22 protein-coding genes and 1 pseudogene are annotated in these 19,307 nt (G+C 57.4%); 8 read left to right on the top strand and 15 right to left on the bottom strand.

Translation table 11 applies throughout. The features are described 5' to 3' along the window. Positions 1-17: 17 nt before the first annotated feature. From C8N30_RS15875 to C8N30_RS15855, 6 genes and pseudogenes are all read right to left on the bottom strand, one after another. Positions 18-770, bottom strand: a complete 753-nt coding sequence (locus C8N30_RS15875; protein ID WP_025061808.1) for an ABC transporter ATP-binding protein — start codon at positions 768-770, stop codon at positions 18-20. Positions 771-831: 61 nt separating this feature from the next. Further along, a complete protein-coding gene (locus C8N30_RS19985; RefSeq protein WP_409373604.1) occupies positions 832-969 on the bottom strand; it encodes an ABC transporter ATP-binding protein C-terminal domain-containing protein in 138 nt (45 codons plus the stop codon). A gap of 105 nt (positions 970-1,074) precedes the next feature. Beyond that, positions 1,075-1,593: pseudogene (locus C8N30_RS15870) on the bottom strand (ABC transporter ATP-binding protein); the annotation flags it as partial. A gap of 12 nt (positions 1,594-1,605) precedes the next feature. Next, on the bottom strand, positions 1,606-2,805 hold the full coding sequence (locus C8N30_RS15865; protein WP_025061810.1) for a branched-chain amino acid ABC transporter permease: 1,200 nt from the start codon (positions 2,803-2,805) through the stop codon (positions 1,606-1,608). Positions 2,806-2,809: 4 nt separating this feature from the next. After that, the gene (locus tag C8N30_RS15860; RefSeq protein ID WP_025061811.1) at positions 2,810-3,841 is read right to left on the bottom strand and encodes a branched-chain amino acid ABC transporter permease; all 1,032 of its coding nucleotides are present in this window, start codon (positions 3,839-3,841) and stop codon (positions 2,810-2,812) included. 138 nt (positions 3,842-3,979) lie between these two features. Next, on the bottom strand, positions 3,980-5,344 hold the full coding sequence (locus tag C8N30_RS15855) for a substrate-binding protein (RefSeq protein ID WP_025061812.1): 1,365 nt from the start codon (positions 5,342-5,344) through the stop codon (positions 3,980-3,982). A 253-nt stretch (positions 5,345-5,597) separates the two neighbouring features. On the opposite strand from C8N30_RS15855, the gene C8N30_RS15850 reads away from it, so the two are divergent. The 5 genes from C8N30_RS15850 (at position 5,598) to C8N30_RS15830 (ending at position 11,686) form a co-directional block, all read left to right on the top strand. After that, positions 5,598-6,893 (top strand): XRE family transcriptional regulator, encoded by a 1,296-nt coding sequence (locus tag C8N30_RS15850; protein ID WP_025061813.1) that lies wholly within the window; start codon positions 5,598-5,600, stop codon positions 6,891-6,893. Between the two features lie 132 nt (positions 6,894-7,025). Beyond that, a complete protein-coding gene (locus C8N30_RS15845; RefSeq protein ID WP_025061814.1) occupies positions 7,026-7,403 on the top strand; it encodes a response regulator transcription factor in 378 nt (125 codons plus the stop codon). Beyond that, positions 7,403-7,696, top strand: coding sequence for a hypothetical protein (locus C8N30_RS15840; protein ID WP_025061815.1), 294 nt, complete (start codon positions 7,403-7,405; stop codon positions 7,694-7,696). The genes C8N30_RS15845 and C8N30_RS15840 overlap by 1 nt, the downstream gene beginning before the upstream one ends. Beyond that, a complete protein-coding gene (locus C8N30_RS15835) occupies positions 7,696-10,410 on the top strand; it encodes an ATP-binding protein (RefSeq protein WP_025061816.1) in 2,715 nt (904 codons plus the stop codon). Before C8N30_RS15840 ends, C8N30_RS15835 begins: the two co-directional genes overlap by 1 nt. 97 nt (positions 10,411-10,507) lie before the next feature. Beyond that, positions 10,508-11,686: a FliM/FliN family flagellar motor C-terminal domain-containing protein gene (locus C8N30_RS15830; protein ID WP_025061817.1), complete on the top strand. Its 1,179-nt coding sequence runs from the start codon at positions 10,508-10,510 to the stop codon at positions 11,684-11,686. Positions 11,687-11,864: 178 nt separating this feature from the next. Here the strand turns inward: C8N30_RS15830 and C8N30_RS15825 are convergent, their stop codons facing one another. From C8N30_RS15825 to C8N30_RS15810, 4 genes are all read right to left on the bottom strand, one after another. Next, entirely contained in the window at positions 11,865-12,287 is a 423-nt protein-coding gene (locus C8N30_RS15825; protein ID WP_025061818.1) for a protein tyrosine phosphatase family protein, read from the bottom strand. Between the two features lie 9 nt (positions 12,288-12,296). After that, entirely contained in the window at positions 12,297-12,728 is a 432-nt protein-coding gene (locus tag C8N30_RS15820) for a DUF6691 family protein (protein WP_025061819.1), read from the bottom strand. Then, positions 12,728-13,144: a YeeE/YedE family protein gene (locus C8N30_RS15815; RefSeq protein WP_025061820.1), complete on the bottom strand. Its 417-nt coding sequence runs from the start codon at positions 13,142-13,144 to the stop codon at positions 12,728-12,730. Before C8N30_RS15815 ends, C8N30_RS15820 begins: the two co-directional genes overlap by 1 nt. Before the next feature lie 262 nt (positions 13,145-13,406). Next, complete coding sequence (locus C8N30_RS15810; protein WP_025061821.1) at positions 13,407-13,655, bottom strand: hypothetical protein; 249 nt, start codon at positions 13,653-13,655, stop codon at positions 13,407-13,409. 128 nt (positions 13,656-13,783) lie between these two features. Here C8N30_RS15810 and C8N30_RS15805 point away from each other — a divergent pair, with 128 nt between their 5' ends. Together C8N30_RS15805 and tig are read left to right on the top strand one after the other, a co-directional pair. After that, positions 13,784-14,074, top strand: a complete 291-nt coding sequence (locus C8N30_RS15805) for a DUF2312 domain-containing protein (protein WP_025061822.1) — start codon at positions 13,784-13,786, stop codon at positions 14,072-14,074. Between the two features lie 141 nt (positions 14,075-14,215). Then, positions 14,216-15,547, top strand: coding sequence for a trigger factor (tig, locus tag C8N30_RS15800; protein ID WP_025061823.1), 1,332 nt, complete (start codon positions 14,216-14,218; stop codon positions 15,545-15,547). 82 nt (positions 15,548-15,629) lie between these two features. On the opposite strand, the gene C8N30_RS15795 is transcribed toward tig, so the two are convergent. The 5 genes from C8N30_RS15795 to rpsF all read right to left on the bottom strand — a co-directional run bounded on the left by C8N30_RS15795 (position 15,630) and on the right by rpsF (position 18,483). Beyond that, entirely contained in the window at positions 15,630-16,262 is a 633-nt protein-coding gene (locus C8N30_RS15795) for an alternative oxidase (RefSeq protein WP_025061824.1), read from the bottom strand. 100 nt (positions 16,263-16,362) lie between these two features. Beyond that, positions 16,363-16,857, bottom strand: a complete 495-nt coding sequence (locus C8N30_RS15790) for a transglycosylase SLT domain-containing protein (protein ID WP_025061825.1) — start codon at positions 16,855-16,857, stop codon at positions 16,363-16,365. Positions 16,858-17,240: 383 nt separating this feature from the next. Beyond that, a complete protein-coding gene (rplI, locus tag C8N30_RS15785) occupies positions 17,241-17,861 on the bottom strand; it encodes a 50S ribosomal protein L9 (RefSeq protein WP_025061826.1) in 621 nt (206 codons plus the stop codon). Positions 17,862-17,873: 12 nt separating this feature from the next. Then, on the bottom strand, positions 17,874-18,101 hold the full coding sequence (gene rpsR / locus C8N30_RS15780) for a 30S ribosomal protein S18 (protein WP_025061827.1): 228 nt from the start codon (positions 18,099-18,101) through the stop codon (positions 17,874-17,876). A gap of 28 nt (positions 18,102-18,129) precedes the next feature. Further along, positions 18,130-18,483, bottom strand: coding sequence for a 30S ribosomal protein S6 (rpsF, locus tag C8N30_RS15775; RefSeq protein WP_025061828.1), 354 nt, complete (start codon positions 18,481-18,483; stop codon positions 18,130-18,132). A 276-nt stretch (positions 18,484-18,759) separates the two neighbouring features. Between rpsF and C8N30_RS15770 the strand changes: the two genes are divergently transcribed. Then, the gene (locus C8N30_RS15770) at positions 18,760-19,257 is read left to right on the top strand and encodes a hypothetical protein (protein WP_025061829.1); all 498 of its coding nucleotides are present in this window, start codon (positions 18,760-18,762) and stop codon (positions 19,255-19,257) included. Positions 19,258-19,307 lie beyond the last annotated feature (50 nt).

The following is a 19,307-nucleotide window of genomic DNA, read 5'->3' as shown; positions in this document are numbered from 1 at the left end:
CTTCGGTATGTTTCAAGTCAGATGGCGAGGTATTCTGCGCGCAGCGATTCGTTGTCGAGGACCTCTTGTGCCGAGCCATCGAAGACCACACTGCCTGTGTCGAGGATAACCGCACGGTCTGCCAATTTGAGGGCGCGTACGGCGTTTTGCTCGACCAGAATGGTGGTGATGCCCTGCGCCTTGATGATGCCAAGTGTCTTTTCGATTTCGTCCACGATCACGGGTGCCAACCCTTCATAGGGCTCGTCGAGGAGCAGCACCTTGATGTCGCGGCACAGCGCGCGGGCGATGGCCAGCATCTGTTGCTCTCCCCCCGATAGTGTGGTGCCTTCTTGTTTTTTCCGCTCGCCCAGACGGGGGAATAATTCGTACACACGCTCCAATGACCAGCCGATAGGGGGGGCGATCTGGGCCAGCTTGAGGTTTTCCTCGACTGTGAGGCCTGCAATGATGCGGCGGTCTTCGGGCACCAGTGCCAGACCGTTGTTGGCCGCTTCGTGACTTTTCATCAGGTGAAGGGGTTTATGATCGAGCCAGACCTCGCCCTTGCGCAACTCGGGCGTGCCGATTTGCGCGATGGCACGCAGGGTTGATGTTTTGCCCGCACCGTTGCGCCCCAAAAGTGCAAGGATCTCGCCCTCATGCACGTTGAAGCTTACTCCCTGCACGATATAGCTTTCGCCATAATAGGCGTGAATATCCCAAACCGACAGGAAGGCCGGCGCGGTGGCCGCATGATTGGCGTTTTTGTTCAGTGTTTCGGTGTTCATATCGTTGTCCTTTGAATGCGGGGCGCGCTGGCGCGCAGCAGCAGGGGCAGGGGACCGGCGGTCAGACCTCCTGCGTCTCCCCCAGATAGGCTTCTTTTACCTTCGGGTGGCCTTTGATCTTGTCGGGTGTGTCCTCGACCAGTGGTGTGCCTTGTGCCAGCACAGTGATCCGCTCGGCCAGAGAAAACACCACGTGCATATCGTGCTCGATGATCGCGATGGTGATGTCACGCTCTTCCTTGATCTGCTTGAGCAGGTCGATGGTGTTGTTGGTGTCGGCCCGCGCCATCCCCGCTGTGGGCTCGTCGAGGAGCAGCAGCCGCGGTTCTTGGGACAGGCACATCGCGATTTCAAGGCGGCGCTTGTCCCCGCGTGACATCGAAGAAGCTTGCATGTCGCGCTTTTCAAACAGCTTCATGTCTTCGAGCATTTTTTTGGCGCTCTCGTAGACGTCTTTTTCGCTTTCGATGCTACCAATTGCGTGAAGGCTGAACGCACCGTCCCGTTTTGCAAAGCACGGGATCAGCATGTTTTCCAGCACGGTAAGATCCCCAAAAATCTCTGGTGTCTGGAATACGCGGGAAATGCCCATCTGGTTGATCTCGTAGGGCTTGCGGCCCAACACGGATTTGCCGTCGAACATGACCGACCCTGTGTCGGGGATCAGCTTACCCACAAGCACGTTCAGCAAGGTTGATTTACCCGCGCCGTTCGGCCCGATGATCGCATGAACGGTGTTTTCGGCAATGGAGAGGTTGACGTTCCCCAGTGCCTGCAACCCGCCAAAGCGCTTGTTCACGTTTTTGACTTCAAGAATACCCATAGTGTGCGCTCCTTATTCGGCAGGTGTGGTTTTGCCGTCCGGCGATTTCGGATCGGTTTTCTTGCGGCGGAACATTTTGCCGATGCGCTGACCGCCCTCGACCAGACCGCCGGGCAAAAAGATGACAACCGCCATAAACAGCAGGCCCAGCGTGAGGTGCCACCCTTTGCCGACAAACGGATAAACCAGTGTCACCATCAGGTCTTCGATGCCGTCGGGCATGAAGGCAAACCACTGCTCAAGAACCGATTTGTTTATCTTTGAGACGATGTTTTCCATATATTTGATGAAGCCAGCGCCCAGAACCGGACCAATCAGCGTGCCGGCACCGCCAAGGATGGTCATAAGCACCACCTCGCCGGAGGCCGTCCAGAACATGCGCTCCGCGCCCACCTGAGTGTCCATTGCCACAAGCAATCCCCCGGCCAGTCCGGCGTACATGCCGGAGATAACAAAAGCAGCCAGTGTGTAAGGTTTTGAGTTCAGGCCGGTATAGTTCATGCGGTGTTGGTTTGATTTCACCGCCCGCAGCATCATCCCGAAGGGGGAGCGGAAGATGCGGATCGACAGATAAAAAGCGATCAACATGACAGCGGCCGCGATGTAGTAGCCTGCGTTAAAGGTAAACACCCAGTCGCCGAAATTGAGCTGTGTGCTGGCTTTCATATCCAGCCCAAACAGGTTGGCCCGCGGTGTCTGCCCAGCAGCAGGCGCGGCATCGAGGATGCGCGGATCCGTGTACTTGGGCTGAAGGCCGGTTTCGCCGCCGGTGATAGGCGTCAGCACAGAGTAGGCCAGCGCATAGGACATCTGTGCAAATGCCAGTGTCAGGATCGAGAAGTAGATGCCCGAGCGCCGCAAGGAGATATATCCGACGACCAGCGAGAATAGGCCCGCCACCAGCACAGAGACGATTATTGCAGGAACGATGTTCATCGTAAGCAACTTCATCATCCAGATTGCAGCGTAGGATCCGACACCCAGAAACGCGGCGTGGCCGAAGCTGAGGTATCCGGTGAGACCGAACAGGATGTTGAAACCGATGGCGAAGATTCCGAAAATCACCAGTCGCTGCATGAGGTCAGGATAGCCCGCGTTGAACTGTGCCATACCCGAACTTGACGGGAAAGGATTGAGGATAAACGGGGCAAAGAGACACAGCGCGGCAACAATTGCCAGAAGTCCTGCGTCGCGTTTTGTAAGTCCAAACATGTTCTTAATCCTCCATCACGCCTTTGCGGCCCATCAGGCCACGGGGACGCGTCAGCAAAATGATGATCGCAACAAGGTAAATGATGATCTGGTTAAGGCCTGGAATTGCATCCAGCACAAAGGCCATCGAGGCAAAGCTTTCTAAGATTCCCAGCAAGAACCCCGCGAGCACCGCACCGGGCAGCGAACCCATGCCGCCCACAACCACGACAACAAAACTGAGGACCAGAAAATCCATACCCATGTTATAGTTGGGAGAGTTGATCGGCGCATACATCACACCGGCCAGCCCCGCGACAGCAGCAGCGATCCCGAACATGATGGTAAAGCGTTTGTCGATGTCGATCCCCAGCAGGCCAACAGTCTCGCGGTCGGCCATACCGGCGCGCACGACCATGCCGAAGGTCGTGAATTGCAAGAAGGCAAACACAATCCCGATGACGATGGCCGCGAAGGCGAAATAGATCAGGCGCCAGTAGGGGTAGATGATCGTGTTGGCGTCGAACCCCAGCATTGCGCCGAAATCGAACGATCCGGCAAAGGCCGCTGGCGCAGGCGTTGGGATCGGGTTGGCGCCGTAAAAATATTTGATGATCTCGGCCATAACGATGGCGAGGCCAAAAGTGACGAGGATCTGGTCGGCATGGGGCCGCTTGTAGAAGTGCTTGATCAGGCCGCGCTCCATCACAAACCCGATGAGGATCATGACCGGCACCGCAAACAGAATCGACAGCGGCACCGCCCAGTCGATCATAGCATCGCCCGTCGATTGCCCGAACCAGTCATAAATGTAGGGGACGTCAACCTCCATCGGGTTGCCCAAAAAGTCTTTGCGCGTCTCGTCCACAACTTTGTGGCTAAGGGTGAGCAACTTGGTAAATGTCACGGCACAGAACGCACCGATCATGAAAAGGGCACCATGGGCAAAGTTGACCACGCCCAAAGTGCCGAAAATCAGCGTCAGGCCGAGGGCGATCAGCGCATATGCAGAGCCCTTGTCGAGCCCGTTGAGAATTTGAAGGAGGAGTGCGTCCATGGTCTGTCCCATCTGTCACAAGCGCCGCACGCCCGGCCAATTAAGGCTGGGAGCTGGAAGCTGATCTGCGGTGTGTTGAGTGCGTGAGTGGGGCAGGGCGGGCCTGTCGTGTGGCCCGCCCTGCCGTGTTAGCTGCGCTTATGCGCCTGGGTTACAAGTTCCCAGCGATCCGCCCGCAAACTGTGGGTGGTCGGGGGCATAAGTAACCTGATCAACAGGCGTCACTTCGACGATTTCAACCAGATCGTATTCGTCGTCAGGGGTTTCTTTACCCTTCACAACCACAACGTCCTTGAAGCACTGGTGATCATCGGCACGGTAAAGTGTCGGACCGTTGCCCATACCGTCGAACTCGAAGCCCGCGAGCGCTTCGCCAACGGCGCACGGGTTGAACGAGCCTGCGCGTGTGACCGCGTCTGCATAGAGCAGTGTCTGGACATAGCAGGTATGCGCCGCCTGTGAGGGCGGGAAGCCGAACTTGGTGCCGAAGGACTGCACGAATGCATTGGTGCCGCTAAAGCGTGCGCCCAGCTCGTTCTCGAGTTTCCAGTCCCAGTTCTGGGAGCCGAGAATACCCTTGATGTTGGCGCCCGCACCGCGTGCCATCAGCTCGGAGTAGAGCGGCACGACGATTTCGAACTTCTTGCCGTTTACGTCAAGATCGCGCAGGCCGAACTGGACCGCGTTCGTCAACGAGTTAACCATGTTACCGCCGTAGTGGTTCAGTACCAGCACGTCTGCACCGGATTGGATCACAGGTGCGATATACGCGGAGAAGTCGGTTGCAGTCAGCGGTGTAAGCACCGAATTTACAGTTTCCCAACCCAGCGCTTCGGTCGAGGATTTCATCGCTTCCTCGGTGGTGTAGCCCCAGTTGTAATCTGCTGTCAGGTGATAGGCCTTGCGGTCGGCACCGTACTGGTCGATCAGGATCGGCGCGAGGGCCGCACCGGACATATACGAGTTGAAGAAGTGGCGGAAGCCGTTGGCCTGCTTGTCCTTACCCGTTGTGTCGTTGGCGTGTGTAAGACCCGCCATAAAGATGATGCCGGCCTCTTGGCACAGCGCCTGAACGGCCACAGCCACACCCGAAGACGAGCCGCCTGAAATCATGATGGCGCCGTCTTTTTCGATCATCGACTTTGCAGACGCGCGGGCGGCGTCAGATTTTGTCTGCGTGTCACCGGTAACGAACTGGACTTTCTTGCCCATGATGCCTGTGCCATCGAGCGCTTTGGAGCTGAAGGTTTGCAGCATACCGCCATCGCCTTCACCATTCAGGTGCTCGACAGCCAGCTGGAACGCGCGCAGCTCGTCTGCGCCTTCATCGGCATAGGGGCCGGACTGTGGCACGTTAAAGCCCAGTGTGACGGTGTCGCCTTGTGGCGCGTTGGTAAAGCCGGAGTGGCCGTCAGCGCGCAGATACGTGGGCAGTGCAAGACCGGCACCGGCAACTGCGCCGGCTTGGATCAGACCGCGACGTGTCGGATTGAAAATTGACATGATGTCCTCCCGAAAGTGTTGAAACGTTCACCACAGCCTTCTCCCGGGCGTTGGTGCCGGCACGTATTCGTGCAAAGGCAGTATCGGGTCGAGGAGGTGTTGCTGCAATAAGGCCCTTGATTAAATGGATTTTTTTGTAAATAAATAAACTGTATCGGAAGATCAGGTGTAAATTTAGTGATATTGCAGCGCAGAAAGCCCATGAAAAAGCGTGACAATCCCGCAGAGTCGGAGTTGTGGAGCACGGTGCCGCGTGGCGCGTGAGACCATAACCGGCAGCCGCATCCGGGAGCGGCGCGTGATGCAGGGCATAAAGCAGGCCGATCTGGCCCGCACTATCGGTATTTCCGCAAGCTACCTAAACCTGATCGAACATAACCGACGCAGAATCGGTGGTAAGCTTCTGCTTGCAATCGCCTCCGCGCTTGAGGTGGAGCCGCAGTCTCTTACCGAAGGGGCAGAGGCCGCGCTTTTGGGTGTTTTGGGCGAGGCGGCAGTGGCGGCAAACATGCCTGCGGAGGATGCCGCACTGGCAGAGGCGTTTGCAGGGCGCTACCCCGGTTGGGCTGCAGCACTCGCGATCAGCCAGCGACGTGTCGCGGCACTGGAGCGGACGGTCGAGACACTGGGCGACAGGATGGCGCATGACCCGTTGTTGGCGGATGCGATGCACGAATTGTTAACCACCGCAGCCGCCGTCCGGTCCACGGCGGAAATTCTCGCCGGTGACGCCCCTCTGGAGCGGGAATGGCAGAACCGATTTCACGCGAACCTGGATGCAGACAGCGCACGGCTTGCCACCAGCGCGCAATCCCTTGTGACCTATCTAGAGCGCGGTGAGGGTCCGTCTGCCGCCGGTAAATCACCTCAGGAGGAGGTGGAAGCGTTTTTGGCTGCGCAAAATTTCCATTTCCCGTTGCTCGAAGAACCGCAGACGGGTGGGGAGGCTGTGGAGGACGTTCTGGAGGGGGGGGATGCCGCATTGTCGAATGCTGCGCGCTATATCCTGCGCGGTGTTCTGGGGCAAATGCGCGATGATGCTGCGGTACTGCCGTTGCCGGTGCTGGAGGGTGCTATCGCGGTTCAGGGGCATGACCCCGTTGCCCTCGCGCGGCGCTTGCATGTCACGCCTTCGGTCATGCTGCGCAGGTTGGCGGTGCTTCCTGCACTGGGGGCAGGTTTGGTCGTCTGTGACCGCTCGGGTACAGTTATTTTTCGAAAATCCATCAGCGGCTTTTCGGTCCCCCGCTTTGACAGCTGTTGTCCGCTGTGGCCGCTGTTCGGCGCCTTTGGCGCGGTGGGCAGTGTCCTGCACGAGAGGTTGGGCCAGCTGGGGCGCGGGCAGATCCAGTTCGATGCCTATGCCACTACGGATTTGGGCAGTGCAGCGGGCTATAATGCACCTGCACCTGCGCGCAGTGTGATGTTGCTGGTACCTGCACCGGCCGGTGACCAGAGCAGACCGCTGCGCGCTGTCGGCGCCACCTGTCGTATCTGCCCGCACGCGAGTTGTTCGGCGCGGCGCGAGCCGTCGGTCATGGCGACGTAACAGCGCAGGCAGCGCGCCTGTAGTTAAGTTTTTGACACCTGCACCGCACCAGTGCATCGTTGTCGTCACAGAACCTCGCATCCGGCGCAAGACCGGACAAGTGCGGTTAACATACGTCGGGAGGGCGCGCACATGGCAAAACATGTTGTGTTGGTGGAGGATGAGGCCAACATCGCTGAAGCGATCCGCTTTTTGCTGGGGCGCGACGGCTGGAGGGTCGAGACGCTGGCCAATGGGGGCAATGCGGCAGAGGTGATCCGTGCTGCACGACCCGATCTTGTGATGCTTGATGTAATGCTGCCTGGAAAGACCGGCTTCGAGATTTTGGCAGAGCTGCGCAGCGACGAGAGCCTTGCGGATATGCCTGTCCTGATGCTGACTGCACGCGGGCAGTCGCGCGACCGCGAAATGGCTATGCAAGCAGGCGTCAGCCGTTTTATGACCAAGCCGTTTTCAAACGAAGAAATGCTCACAGCCGTGCGCGAGTTGACACAGGGCCGCGTGAGCTGATGCCGGAGCAGCGCCTGTTTCTGGAGCGGCGCAGCTATCGTCGTCGCCGTATGATGGACGCCGTCCGGATGTTGCCCCTTTTGTGTACCGTACTATGGCTGGTTGTGCCGCTTATGTGGCCAAAGGGGGAGCAGGTAGCTGAACATATGCCGCTTTCTCTGGCGCTATGGTATCTGTTTGTGATCTGGATGCTGGCGATCACAGCCTCTTTTGCACTGTGGCGGCGCATCCGTCGCAGTGACGGAGAGGAGAGCAGGGCCGAAGATCCGGTCGAGGCCGGAGCGGACGCCTGATGGTCACCCTGAATCAGCTCATTGCGGTATGCCTTGTTTATGTTGCGGGGCTGTTTGTCGTAGCATTTCTCGCAGAGCGGGCAGCATTGCGCGGTAAGGGCGGCTGGCTACTGCGCTCGCCGCTGGTCTATACGCTGTCGCTGTCGATCTACTGCACGGCATGGACGTTTTACGGCGCCGTAGGCTACGCGGCGCGGTCGGGTCTGGAATATGTCACGATTTACCTCGGCCCGTCCTTGGTTATGATCGGCTGGTGGTGGGTTTTGCGTCGGCTTGTGCGGATAGGGCGGGCACAACGGGTGACTTCGGTTGCGGATTTGGTGTCGGCGCGCTTTGGTAAATCGAACCTTCTTGCGGTGATGATTACGGTGATGGCTGTGATCGGGGTGACGCCCTACATTGCGCTCCAATTGCAATCTGTGACGTTGTCCGTGTCGATTTTTGCCAGCGCCGAGGCAGGATTGGGCCAAGCCCCACAGGTCACCGACAATGCAGCCTTCTGGGTTGCTGCGGGGCTTGCGGTGTTCACGCTCCTGTTCGGTACCCGAAACCTCAATGCCAACGAACGGCACCACGGTATTGTCATCGCCGTCGCGGTCGAAGCGGTGGTCAAACTGGCGGCACTTTTGGCGGTTGGGGCCTTCGTGGTCTGGGGGGTCGCTGGCGGCGTGGCTGAGACCGTGGCGCGTATTGACGCGTCACCCATAGGCACATGGCAAACCAGCGGCGGACGCTGGACCGCGTTGATCGTCGTGTCTGCCGCCGCTTTTGTATGCCTGCCGCGCATGTTCCAAGTGATGGTCGTCGAGAATGACGACGAGCGGCATTTACAAATCGCAAGCTGGGCTTTTCCGCTCTACCTGCTGGCGATCAGCCTCTTTGTAGTGCCCATTGCCGTTATCGGCCTCGAGCTTATGCCCGCCGGTGCCAACCCCGACCTTTACGTGCTGACGGTCCCGCTGAGCCAAGGGCAGAACGGTCTGGCGATGCTGGCATTCCTTGGCGGTTTCTCGTCGGCCACGTCAATGGTCATCGTGGCCACGCTCGCGCTGAGCACGATGATGTCGAACCATATCGTTATGCCGCTCTGGCTCAAGCTGAACCAGCCTTCGGTTCAGCAGTCGGGCGATGTGCGTGAAGTGGTAATTCGTGCGCGGCGGCTGTCGATCCTGCTCATTATCACACTCGGCTATCTGTATTACCGCGCATCGGGGGGCTCTGGGGCGCTGGCGGCGATCGGTCTGATTTCGTTCGGCGGCGTGGCGCAGTTCCTGCCGGCTTTATTGGGCGGCATATTCTGGCGCGGGGCTACGCGAACGGGTGCTGTTGCGGGGCTGAGTGTGGGATTTGCGATCTGGATGTACACTATGCTGTTGCCCAGCTTCGGCCCTGGCGTGGCGCTGCCCGCGCATGTGTTCGACGAGGGCCTGTTCGGTATTGGGATTTTGCGGCCTCAGGCGCTGTTTGGCGTCACGGGGTTGGACCCCACAGTCCATGCCGTCTGGTGGAGCTTGTCACTCAATGCGTTGCTGTTTTTCGGGGTCTCGATCTTCAGCTTCCCGAGCCCGCTTGAGCGGTTGCAGGGCGCGCAGTTTGTGAATGTGTTTGACCATTCATCAGGCGCGGCAAAAGGTTGGGTCGCAACCGAGGGGGGGACCGAGGATCTTATGATCATGTCCCAGCGTATTTTGGGCGCAACAGAAGCGCAGGCATTCTTTGCAACTCAGGCAACAGCGCAGGGGCTTGTTGGAGCATCTCCCCAGCCAACGCCGGAGTTTGTGCAGGCGCTGGAGCGGGAGCTTGCAGCATCGGTGGGGGCTGCGACAGCTAACGCGATGATCGGGCAGATCATTGGCGGGCAAGCGATTTCGGTTGAGGACTTGATGGCGGTGGCTGACGAATCGGCCCAGATACTCGAATACTCCAGCCAGCTTGAGGCAAAATCCCTTCAGCTGAGCGAGACAGCGAAAGAACTGGGCCGCACGAACGAGAAACTCACGCAACTGTCGCGCCAAAAGGATGATTTTCTGAGCCAGATCAGCCATGAGTTACGCACCCCTATGACCTCGATCCGTTCGTTTTCCGAGATCTTGCGTGATATGAAAGGACTGAGCGGAGCGGAAAAGACGCGTTATGCTTCGATTATACATTCCGAAACGATCCGCCTTACGCGCCTGCTCGATGATCTGCTGGATCTGTCGGTGTTGGAAAACGGGCAGGGGTCGCTTAACGCCGAGCTGGTGAATTTACACGATGTGATCGAGCGTGCAGTTGTCACTGCGCAGGCCAGTTCGGCACGGGAGATTGAAATACGGCGCAATCCGCAGACCGAAGATTTGACCTTGTTTACCGACGGAGACAGGCTCGCGCAGGTGTTCATCAATCTGGTGACCAACGCCATGAAATATTGTGATGCCGATATACCGGTGCTCGATATTGCTGTGCGCAGACAGGGCGACGAAGTAATCTTGCGTTTTACTGACAATGGGAAAGGCATCCCGGCGGGTGCGCATAATCTGGTATTCGAGAAATTCGCCCGCCTGAAAAACGCGGAAGGCAGCGGTGCGGGTCTGGGGCTTGCCATCTGCCGCGAGATTGTAACGCGGTTGGGCGGACAGATTGACTACGTCGTGCATAGCAGTGGCACGCGCTTTGAGGTGCGACTGTTCTGCACTGGAGACGTCGACAACGGACGACGATTATTGCCCGTATAAAGGCACTGGTAACCATTGTCCTTTAGGTCTGTAACCAAGACATCCCTCCGGCTGCTGACGTGGCCAAAGAAAAACGGGGAAGGGGCAGCACGGATCTATGAGCGCGGAACAGACGACATCACTCATGCAGCGAAAGGCCCGAACAGGGCGAGAGGCGCAGGCAACGCGTGCTATGTCATTGGCACGCGCATTGCGACTGACTGCGGCAAAGCAGGCGGAGCGGTTGATGGGGCTTCCGCTTGGCGTATTGGGGGTAACGCAGCGGTCGATCGGGACGAAAGAGGTCGCGGCCTGTCTCGATCCTGCATCATTGATTCTGATAATGGATGGCCCGGGTACACAGGTGGCGGCAGCGCTGCTTGATCCGGCAATGGTAGCGGGATTGATCCAGCAGCAAACCATGGGTAAGATCGCCTCTGCCCCAGAAGGGAGCGAGACACGAAGCCATACAGGCACTGACGCGGCCCTGTGTGCACCATTCATCGACAAACTCATGGCTCAGGCTTCTCTTCTTCCCGATCACGAGGGCGAGCGCGGACTGTTGTCAGGCTACCGGTTTGGTGTCCGCGCAAAGGATCCACATCAGGCGCAACTTGTCCTTGATGCCAACGATTTTACCGTGATCGAGATGGTGTTGGACATGGCTGCTGGCACGCGAACGGGTAAGCTGTTGTTGATCCTTCCCGTGCCTCTGGTTAAGGCACCGGACGCGGAAGAGGGAGGAGGCGTCCCGACCGAGGTTGAGATAAAAACAAACCTTGCGGAAAATGTGATGGGGCTTACGGCGGAACTGATGATTGCCCTGACGCGCCTCAAAATGCCACTACAACAGGTGAGCGGCTTTCGGGTTGGCGATCTCATCGATCTTAACCTGTCGAGTATGGCGCAGGCGCTGGTGGTGGATACCAATGGGCGGGCAATTGCGCGCGGTACGCTGGGCCAGATCGGCGGTATGCGGGCCGTTCAGGTTGAGCAGCACAAGAACACCCAGCACACCCAGCCGCGCAGACGTGCCGCAGATCGTGACGGGCTGGATCTGCCAGACGTTACGGCGTCGCACGCCGGCACATCCGGAGATGAAGCAGCGCTGCCTGCGGCTTTGCCCAGTTTTGCAGATGTTGATGTGTTCGGAAATCTGGATGAATTACCTGATCTGCCGGATATGGAAGCTGCCGCCGGAGCCGCAGATGACCAGATGGCCGCGTGGGATCAGCGGGAAAACCTTGCGGAGGAGGAAGAGGCTGGAGTTCTGAAAAAGAAACAGGCGATTTGGTAGGTCAGCCAACTTCCATTAAATGAGCCGTTTCAGAGATGATGTCCCAAAATCCGCGAAATTGTTCGCGCAAAAGTGCTTTTTCCGGTACAGGCTGCCTGTAATGACGGCCCCTGCCATCCGGTCTGCACAAGCATCGCCGTTGTTGCGCGGATTTGTCCTGATTAAGGAGTGCGGTTATTCAGGGGGCGTGCTGTTCTAGATAGGGCCGCATGTTTTCAATGTCATAGCCACCGTTGCGGGCTGCCGTCATAATATCGTCTGCTGACTGCAATCCTGCCTGACCAAGGGCCCAGGCGATACAGGACCTTGTGCCCGACGCGCAATAAGCCAGCGTTATACCGTCTTGCTCTGCGCCGATGGTTTTGTTCCGCGCGATCACCTCTTCTGTCATTGTGCTGTGGGTCAATGGCTGGAGCGCGAATTCGAGTCCAGCTGCCTCTGCCGCCGCTTTCATTGCGGCAGCACCAAAGGCAGAAGGCACTTCTTCGTCCGGACGGTTGCACAGGATGCGGGTAATGCCTGCCTCTTTGAACGCGCCCATTTGATCGGGCGAGATTTGCGGGGCGACGTAGTAGCGGGGGGTGAGCTTGCGAATATCCATGGCAAATGATTATCCCCGCCGCGCAGTTCTGTCCAGCAGTGCGCTGGCCGTGGGTGACAATATCATTCCCCCGATCATCGCGGCCAGAAATATCCATCCCGACAAGCCGCCATAGCCGAGCGAGGCAAGTGCCGGTCCGGGGCAAAGTCCTACAAGGCCCCAACCAATACCAAACAGCACTGCACCGAGGATCAGGCGCCGGTCGAGTTTCGGTTCTGCGGGTGCGGGAAATGTACCGCCAAGCAACGGTTTGCGCCCGCGACTAACGGCCCACGCCAGCGCCATGGGGGCAATCGCACCACCCATAACGAAAATCAATGTAGGGTCCCAGGCTCCGAAAATGTCCAGAAATCCCTGAAGCTTTGCAGTATCGGTCATACCAGACAGGTGCAGGCCGGCGCCAAACAAACTGCCTGCGATCAATGCAACGAGCATCCGCATCATATTAGTCCCCGCAGGACTGTGACCGTAACGACACCCGCGCCGATATAGAGACATGTCGCCACGATGCCCCGCAAGCTCAGCCGCGAGATACCGCAGACGCCATGCCCCGAGGTGCAGCCATTGCCGATCCGGGTGCCAAGACCCACCAGCAAACCGCCGATTACGAGCAGAGGCGCGCTGGAGGTGATGTTGGTTTGCACAGGTGCACCGAGAGCAAAGAGCGCTGCAGGAACCGCAATGAGCGCTGCAACAAAAACTGCGCGTTCTGCCGTTTGGGGGCCTGAAGTCCCTTCGAGTAAGCCTCCCAGAATACCGCTCGCTCCCATGATGCGTCCATTGCCGAGCAGGTAGAGCGCACCCGCAGAGCCGATCAGCAAACCGCCGATAAGGCCCCAAATCCAGTCCATTGGCATTTTATATTCCTAAATCAAAGTTTGTTCTTCGGTAAAGTTGGCGTCGGCGCGCCCATACACACGGTTAAAACAACTCAGCAACTACAGGATAGCGCAGGCGTTTTCCTGCGGGTTCTGCACACCAGAGCATTTTATAAATGTAAGGTCTTCAAAACGGGCGGTCACAAAGGGTACTGGTCCTGTCGAAACCATGACAGACTCCTTGTTGGCGCTGAAGAAATAGAATGGCGATGCTGTTTGCGCAAGGGCGCGTGCGTTGCCTTCAGGCCAGAAAGATGCCGATTATAACCATCATCAAGCCGATGACGGACAAGAAGAGTGCGCCGAGGTTGAGTGGCACAACCTTTTTAAGCTCGGCGCGCATGGCGTCATCTGTCAAGTTCGCGCGTTTGGCGCGGCTCACGCGGATGATACAATAGACAAGGCCAAGCAGTCCGAGCAGCGAAAGGGCTGTGCCGGACCAGATAACGATGTCAAAAACTGATGATGCGGATGCGGCTGTTTGTTCCATGACCTCCAGATAGGATAATCCGGCGAGGGCGGCAAGTGCACCTTGCCGTGGCGCGGGGGGCAGGTTAGCAAGGCGCCTCAAATCAACCCCATTCCGCGCCATCCTCCGCGCCGTACAAGGAGCCCGCCATGAGCGATTTCAGCACGAACCCAGCCGCCACCGAAGACGCTGTAGGGGACGCAACCTACAAGGTGACCGCAAACGAGCTGCGCCAGTTCGTCGAGCGGATCGAGCGTCTCGACGCAGAGAAAAAAGACCTCGCCGAGCAGCAAAAAGAAGTGATGGCAGAGGCCAAGGGCCGCGGATATGACACGAAGATCCTGCGCAAGGTTATTGCACTGCGCAAACGCGAGCCAAACGATATCGCCGAAGAAGAGGCGGTTCTGGACATGTACAAAGAAGCGCTGGGCATGCAGTAACGCTCTTTTTACGGGCGTTGCTGGTCAATTCAGGAAGCAGGGCCGGTCAAACGGTACTTGCACCCGCCGACCCCCGCCCATAGAAGAGCACAAATTTTTCTTTCCGCGCGCACATGCGCGGCCAAACGCTATGGAGCACACATGCAGGTCAAAGAGACGCTGAACGAAGGTCTGAAACGCGGCTATACCATCACTGTCACAGCCGCCGAGCTGGACGCGAAGGTTATGGACAAGCTGAAAGAAGCACAGCCGGACGTCGAGATGAAGGGTTTTCGCAAAGGCAAAGTGCCGATGCCACTTCTGAAAAAGCAGTTTGGTCCTAAAGTTTTGGGCGAAGCGATGCAGGAAGCTGTCGATGGCGCAATGAACGATCACTTTGAGTCGTGCGGCGACCGTCCTGCAATGCAGCCAGACGTAAAAATGACAAATGATGACTGGAAAGAAGGCGATGATGTCGTGGTCGAAATGACCTACGAGAAACTGCCTAACATTCCGGATGTTGACCTGAGCAAGATCAAGCTCGAAAAGCTGGTCGTGAAGGCCGATGATGCGTCGATCGATGAGGCACTTGCCTCATTGGCCGAGACAGCACAGGATTTTAAATCCCGCAAAAAAGGCTCAAAAGCGAAAGATGGCGATCAGGTTGTCATGGATTTCGTGGGCAAGGTTGATGGCGAAGCGTTCGAGGGTGGCTCTGCCGAAGACTACCCGCTGGTTCTGGGCTCCAACTCGTTCATCCCGGGCTTTGAAGAGCAGCTTGTCGGCGTGAAAGCTGAAGAAAAAAAAGACGTTACTGTCAACTTCCCCGATGATTATCAGGCCGAGCACCTTAAAGGTAAAGAAGCTGTTTTCGCCTGCACGATCAAGGAAGTGAAAGAGCCTGTTGCCGCAGAGATCAATGACGACATGGCGAAGAAGTTCGGTGCTGAAGACCTTGCTGCGCTTAAAGTACAGATTGGCGAGCGTCTTGAAGCCGAATACTCCGGTGCATCACGCGCAATAATGAAGCGCGGTCTTCTGGATGCGCTCGATGGTTTGGTAGATTTCGATCTGCCACCCAGCTTGCTGGATGCTGAGGCGGGCCAGATTGCCCACCAGCTGTGGCATGAGGAAAACCCTGACGTTCAGGGCCACGACCACCCCGAGATCGAGACGACAGACGAGCACAAGAAGCTGGCCACACGCCGCGTCCGCCTTGGCTTGCTCCTCGCTGAGCTGGGTCAGAAAGCCGAAGTCGAAGTGACAGACGCCGAGATGACGCAGGCGATCATGAACCAAGCGCGCCAGTACCCTGGTCAGGAGCGTCAGTTCTTTGAGTTCGTGCAGAAGAACCAGCAGATGCAGCAGCAGATGCGTGCACCGATCTTTGAAGATAAGGTTGTTGACTACGTATTCGAGCAGGCCAGCGTCGAGGACAAGGAAGTGTCTAAGGACGATCTGCAAAAGGCTGTTGAGGCGCTTGTGGACGAATAACTCCTCTGCGATCACTATTTAAAGAAGGCCCCGCAGGATATGCGGGGCCTTTTGCGTTTTTGGGGGGCTGTTAGATACTTACTCAAGCGGCCATTTCGTCGGCCAGCTCATGATTGCGATCGCGGTGGCCTGCTTCGTCTGCGCGTACAGCAATGACCACCTCGCGCAGGCGGGCATCTTGGTCCAGCTTCCAATAGTCGATCGCGATTTGCGGAGCAGGTACGTTCTCGACAGCGCCAGCGTCGATCTGTTCGAGATACTGGGTGTAGCTGATCACCGCCTCTTCTTCGAGATAGCCCACAACGCGGTGTGCGACGCGCGGGGCAAACAGATAGAGGAAGAAATAGAGATTATAGAACACGGCCTGACCGAGCATGATCAGTGTCCGCTCAAAGCGCGAGGGCTCTGCGATTTTGATGAAAGTCATGAGGTGCATCCGCTCGTTCTCCGCCTCGTCGAGCAGTTCGCGGATCCAGCCCTGGTCGTCACGGATGTGGCGCACAGATTTGAGATGCTGCAACAGACCGCCAACCATTCCGGGTACCGCAGCCACTGTTTCGAGCACGACAGCACGGTGACCATACCGCTTTGCGAAAAAGCTGTCTGCAACAACACGCATGGCTTTGACGGTATGCAGCGCTAGGCGATCTTTAAAGTCTTTTGGCGGTGTATGTGAGGCCAGATCGCCATCGTGGCGGTTGGACATGTCGAACATTTCGGGCTCCTGTTGTTATGCCTAAGACATATGGGGAGCCCGCGCGCCCGCACTAGAAGATGCGGCAATTTGCGCGTCCGTCGCAACGCGTGTTGTTACGTCAGCCGGATCGGAGACCGGTCTCGACCAGCATACCGCGTCGTTTTGCTTCGTAATAATAGCCGCTGGAATACCATTTCACGGCGGTGTTCTGGTCGCCCCCCGACAAGAGCCATGCGCCGCGCAAGTAGCGTACTGCATATTTCAAATTGGTGTCGGCATTCAACAGGTCCTGTGGAGCGCCCTTAAACCCCATACCACGGGCCGTTTCGGGGAGGATCTGGAGGAGCCCGTAATAGGGGCCGTTGCGGGCAGCGGGATTGTGAGTGCTCTCGCGGATGGCAAGGCGGTGCACAAGGGTGCGGGGAACCTCGTAGTGGTCTGCCCATTCATTGATCGATGCACGTAGCTGCATTGTCTCGTTGGGATGTAGGGGAATACTGTCTGTTCTCAGATTGGCAGCGTTGATGGATGATGCTTCGGAGCGTTGCGTGGCGCAGGCAGAAAGCGCGGCAAGACCTGTTAGCAGGAAAGCGCGGCGGCAGATGGCAGACATTTAGGGAATCCGTGATTGTTAACCTGCCGCTACGTAATTTTTTCTGGTCATCTTTGGCAAGAACAGGAGAAACGAGGCTGGCGCCCTTCCGCCCAGATATTCCGCTTTAGGCGTTTGTTTGCCAGTCATAGGCAGGGGGAACAATTTACGCGCAGATTTGGGGCGACCGAATCGTAATTTTGATCTAATGCGCCACGCGTCCAAGCTTAATGTCTCGGCGGCTTGGGGCAGGGGTAGAGTAAACTGGAAGATTTGCTGCAGCGAAGGGCGGACATTATGCGATTTCGATCTGCGCATTGTCGCGCTTGAGGATCATTCGGCCAATGCAAAACGCCGCACAATGGATTGCGCGGCGTCTCATTTTTGAAAGAGGAGCGTAAGACTTAGTTGTCTTCGTTCTCGTCGGATGCTTTTGCGCGGGGCGCTTCTGCATCGTCATCGTCGGACGCGGCAGAGCCAAGATCGTCAAACAGCTCGGAAATCTCGAACTCTGCTGCGGCTTCTTCTTCCGCAGCCAGTTCTTGAATGGATTTACCGGCAGCTTGCAGTTCGGCCTCTTCAGGAGAGCGCGCAACGTTCAGCTCGATCGTTGCTTCGACCTCGGGGTGCAGAATGATCTGTACCTCGTGGATGCCAAGATATTTGATCGGGGCCAGCAGAACGACCTGCTTGCGGTCCACAGAGAAGCCTTCGGCAGTTGCTGCCTCGGATGCGTCGCGTGTGGTGACGGAGCCATAAAGCGCGCCTGAATCGGATGCAGAGCGAATCACGACAAACTGCTGGCCGTTAAGCTTGGCAGCCATGTCTTCGGCTTCTTTCTTGGTCTCGAGGTTCTGGACTTCGAGTTGGGCTTTTTGACCCTCGAAAGCAGCGATATTCGCTTTGGAAGCGGTCAGCGCTTTTTGCTGAGGCAGCAGGTAGTTGCGCGCAAAGCCCGGTTTGACGTCAACGACGTCGCCCATCTGGCCAAGTTTAGCAACACGCTGGAGAAGGATAACATGCATAATCTCTACTCCTTATTTCACTGCGTAGGGCAGCAGGGCGAGGAAGCGGGCGCGTTTAATGGCACGGGCCAATTCACGCTGCTTTTTCGCGGATACTGCGGTGATACGGGACGGCACGATCTTGCCACGCTCGGAAATGTAGCGCTGAAGCAGACGTGTGTCTTTGTAGTCGATCGCCGGTGCGTTGTCGCCCGAGAAGGGGCAGACTTTGCGGCGGCGGAAAAATGGTTTCGTAGCCATGGGTTAGTGTCCTTTCAACCAGCTAAAATCAGCGACGTTCACGGCGCTCGGGGCGCTCGTCACGTTTTTGCATCTGAACGGAAGGCAGCTCTTTGTGCTCATCCATCTTGATGGTCAGAACGCGCATGACATCGTCATGCAGGCGCATCAGGCGTTCCATCTCTTGCACGGCAGCTGCCGGTGCATCGGAGCGCAGGAAGGCATAGTGGCCCTTGCGGTTCTTGTTGATTTTATAGGCCATCGTTTTGACGCCCCAATACTCGCTATCAACGAGTTTCCCGCCGTTGTCGGACAGGACGGTACCGAAATGTTCGATCAGGCCTTCAGCTTGTGTATTGGACAAGTCTTGGCGTGCGATCATTACATGCTCATATAGCGGCATGTGTGCTCCACTTATATCAAGGCGCATTTCATAGCCGGGGCATGTATCCTTTGCCGCCCCGTCACGAGAGTCTGCGCGGTTAAACCGTTGTGCAAAAGTGTGGCCTACATACACCGTTTTTCCGTTGGCACAAGCGCTCATAACAAGGGGCGAGCACTCTGTGGCGTGCGTGTGTTGCCGGAGGCGGTTGGCGGTCCTGTGCATGCCCTTTAGGCGCCTCTCTTTGGCCCGATTTAACGGTTAGGCCAATGGGGGAAGCAAACAAAGGGCTTATCGATGACAATGACCGCAGATCACAGCCTTGAGCCGCATACGCCAAGCTCCGCAATTACCTATATGCTGAATGGATCGCGGCTCGTAATGCGGATGGTCTGTAAAGTCGGTGCGGTTTCGTTCGGGCTGGTGGCGCTGCTGGTGTGGTTTGCGCCAGGCGCCTCTTGGGAAAGCGACGTCATGTTGTTCAAGCTAGGGCTGTGCTTCATGGCTGTGTTCATCTGCGCAGCCCTTTGGCAACAAAGCGCGCCGCCAATCCCCCCGAGTGTGGAGGTGGATATCGCCAATCTGGAGGTCCGCGTTGTCCGCACCGACAGCACGCGCCCGCGTCTTGTGATCGAGCGCTGCGCCTTTTCCGATCTGGAGAAGGTAGATGTGCGGGGTCGAAACATTGTGTTTTGGTCCAAAGGTAACCGTCTGATGGCAGATTTCACGCTCACCCATGCAGCGACCCACGCCAACCTTCTGTCCACGCTGCGCAGTGCGGGAAAGCTCGTTTAAGCGCACACTTGTAAAAGTTCTGTGCGCTAAGAGCGCGTGCTGATGCCGTG

This window comes from Sulfitobacter guttiformis, from assembly GCF_003610455.1.
GTDB lineage: Bacteria > Pseudomonadota > Alphaproteobacteria > Rhodobacterales > Rhodobacteraceae > Sulfitobacter > Sulfitobacter guttiformis.
The sequence above is the reverse complement of the archived record's forward strand: the minus strand, read 5'-3'. Positions and strand labels throughout refer to the sequence as shown.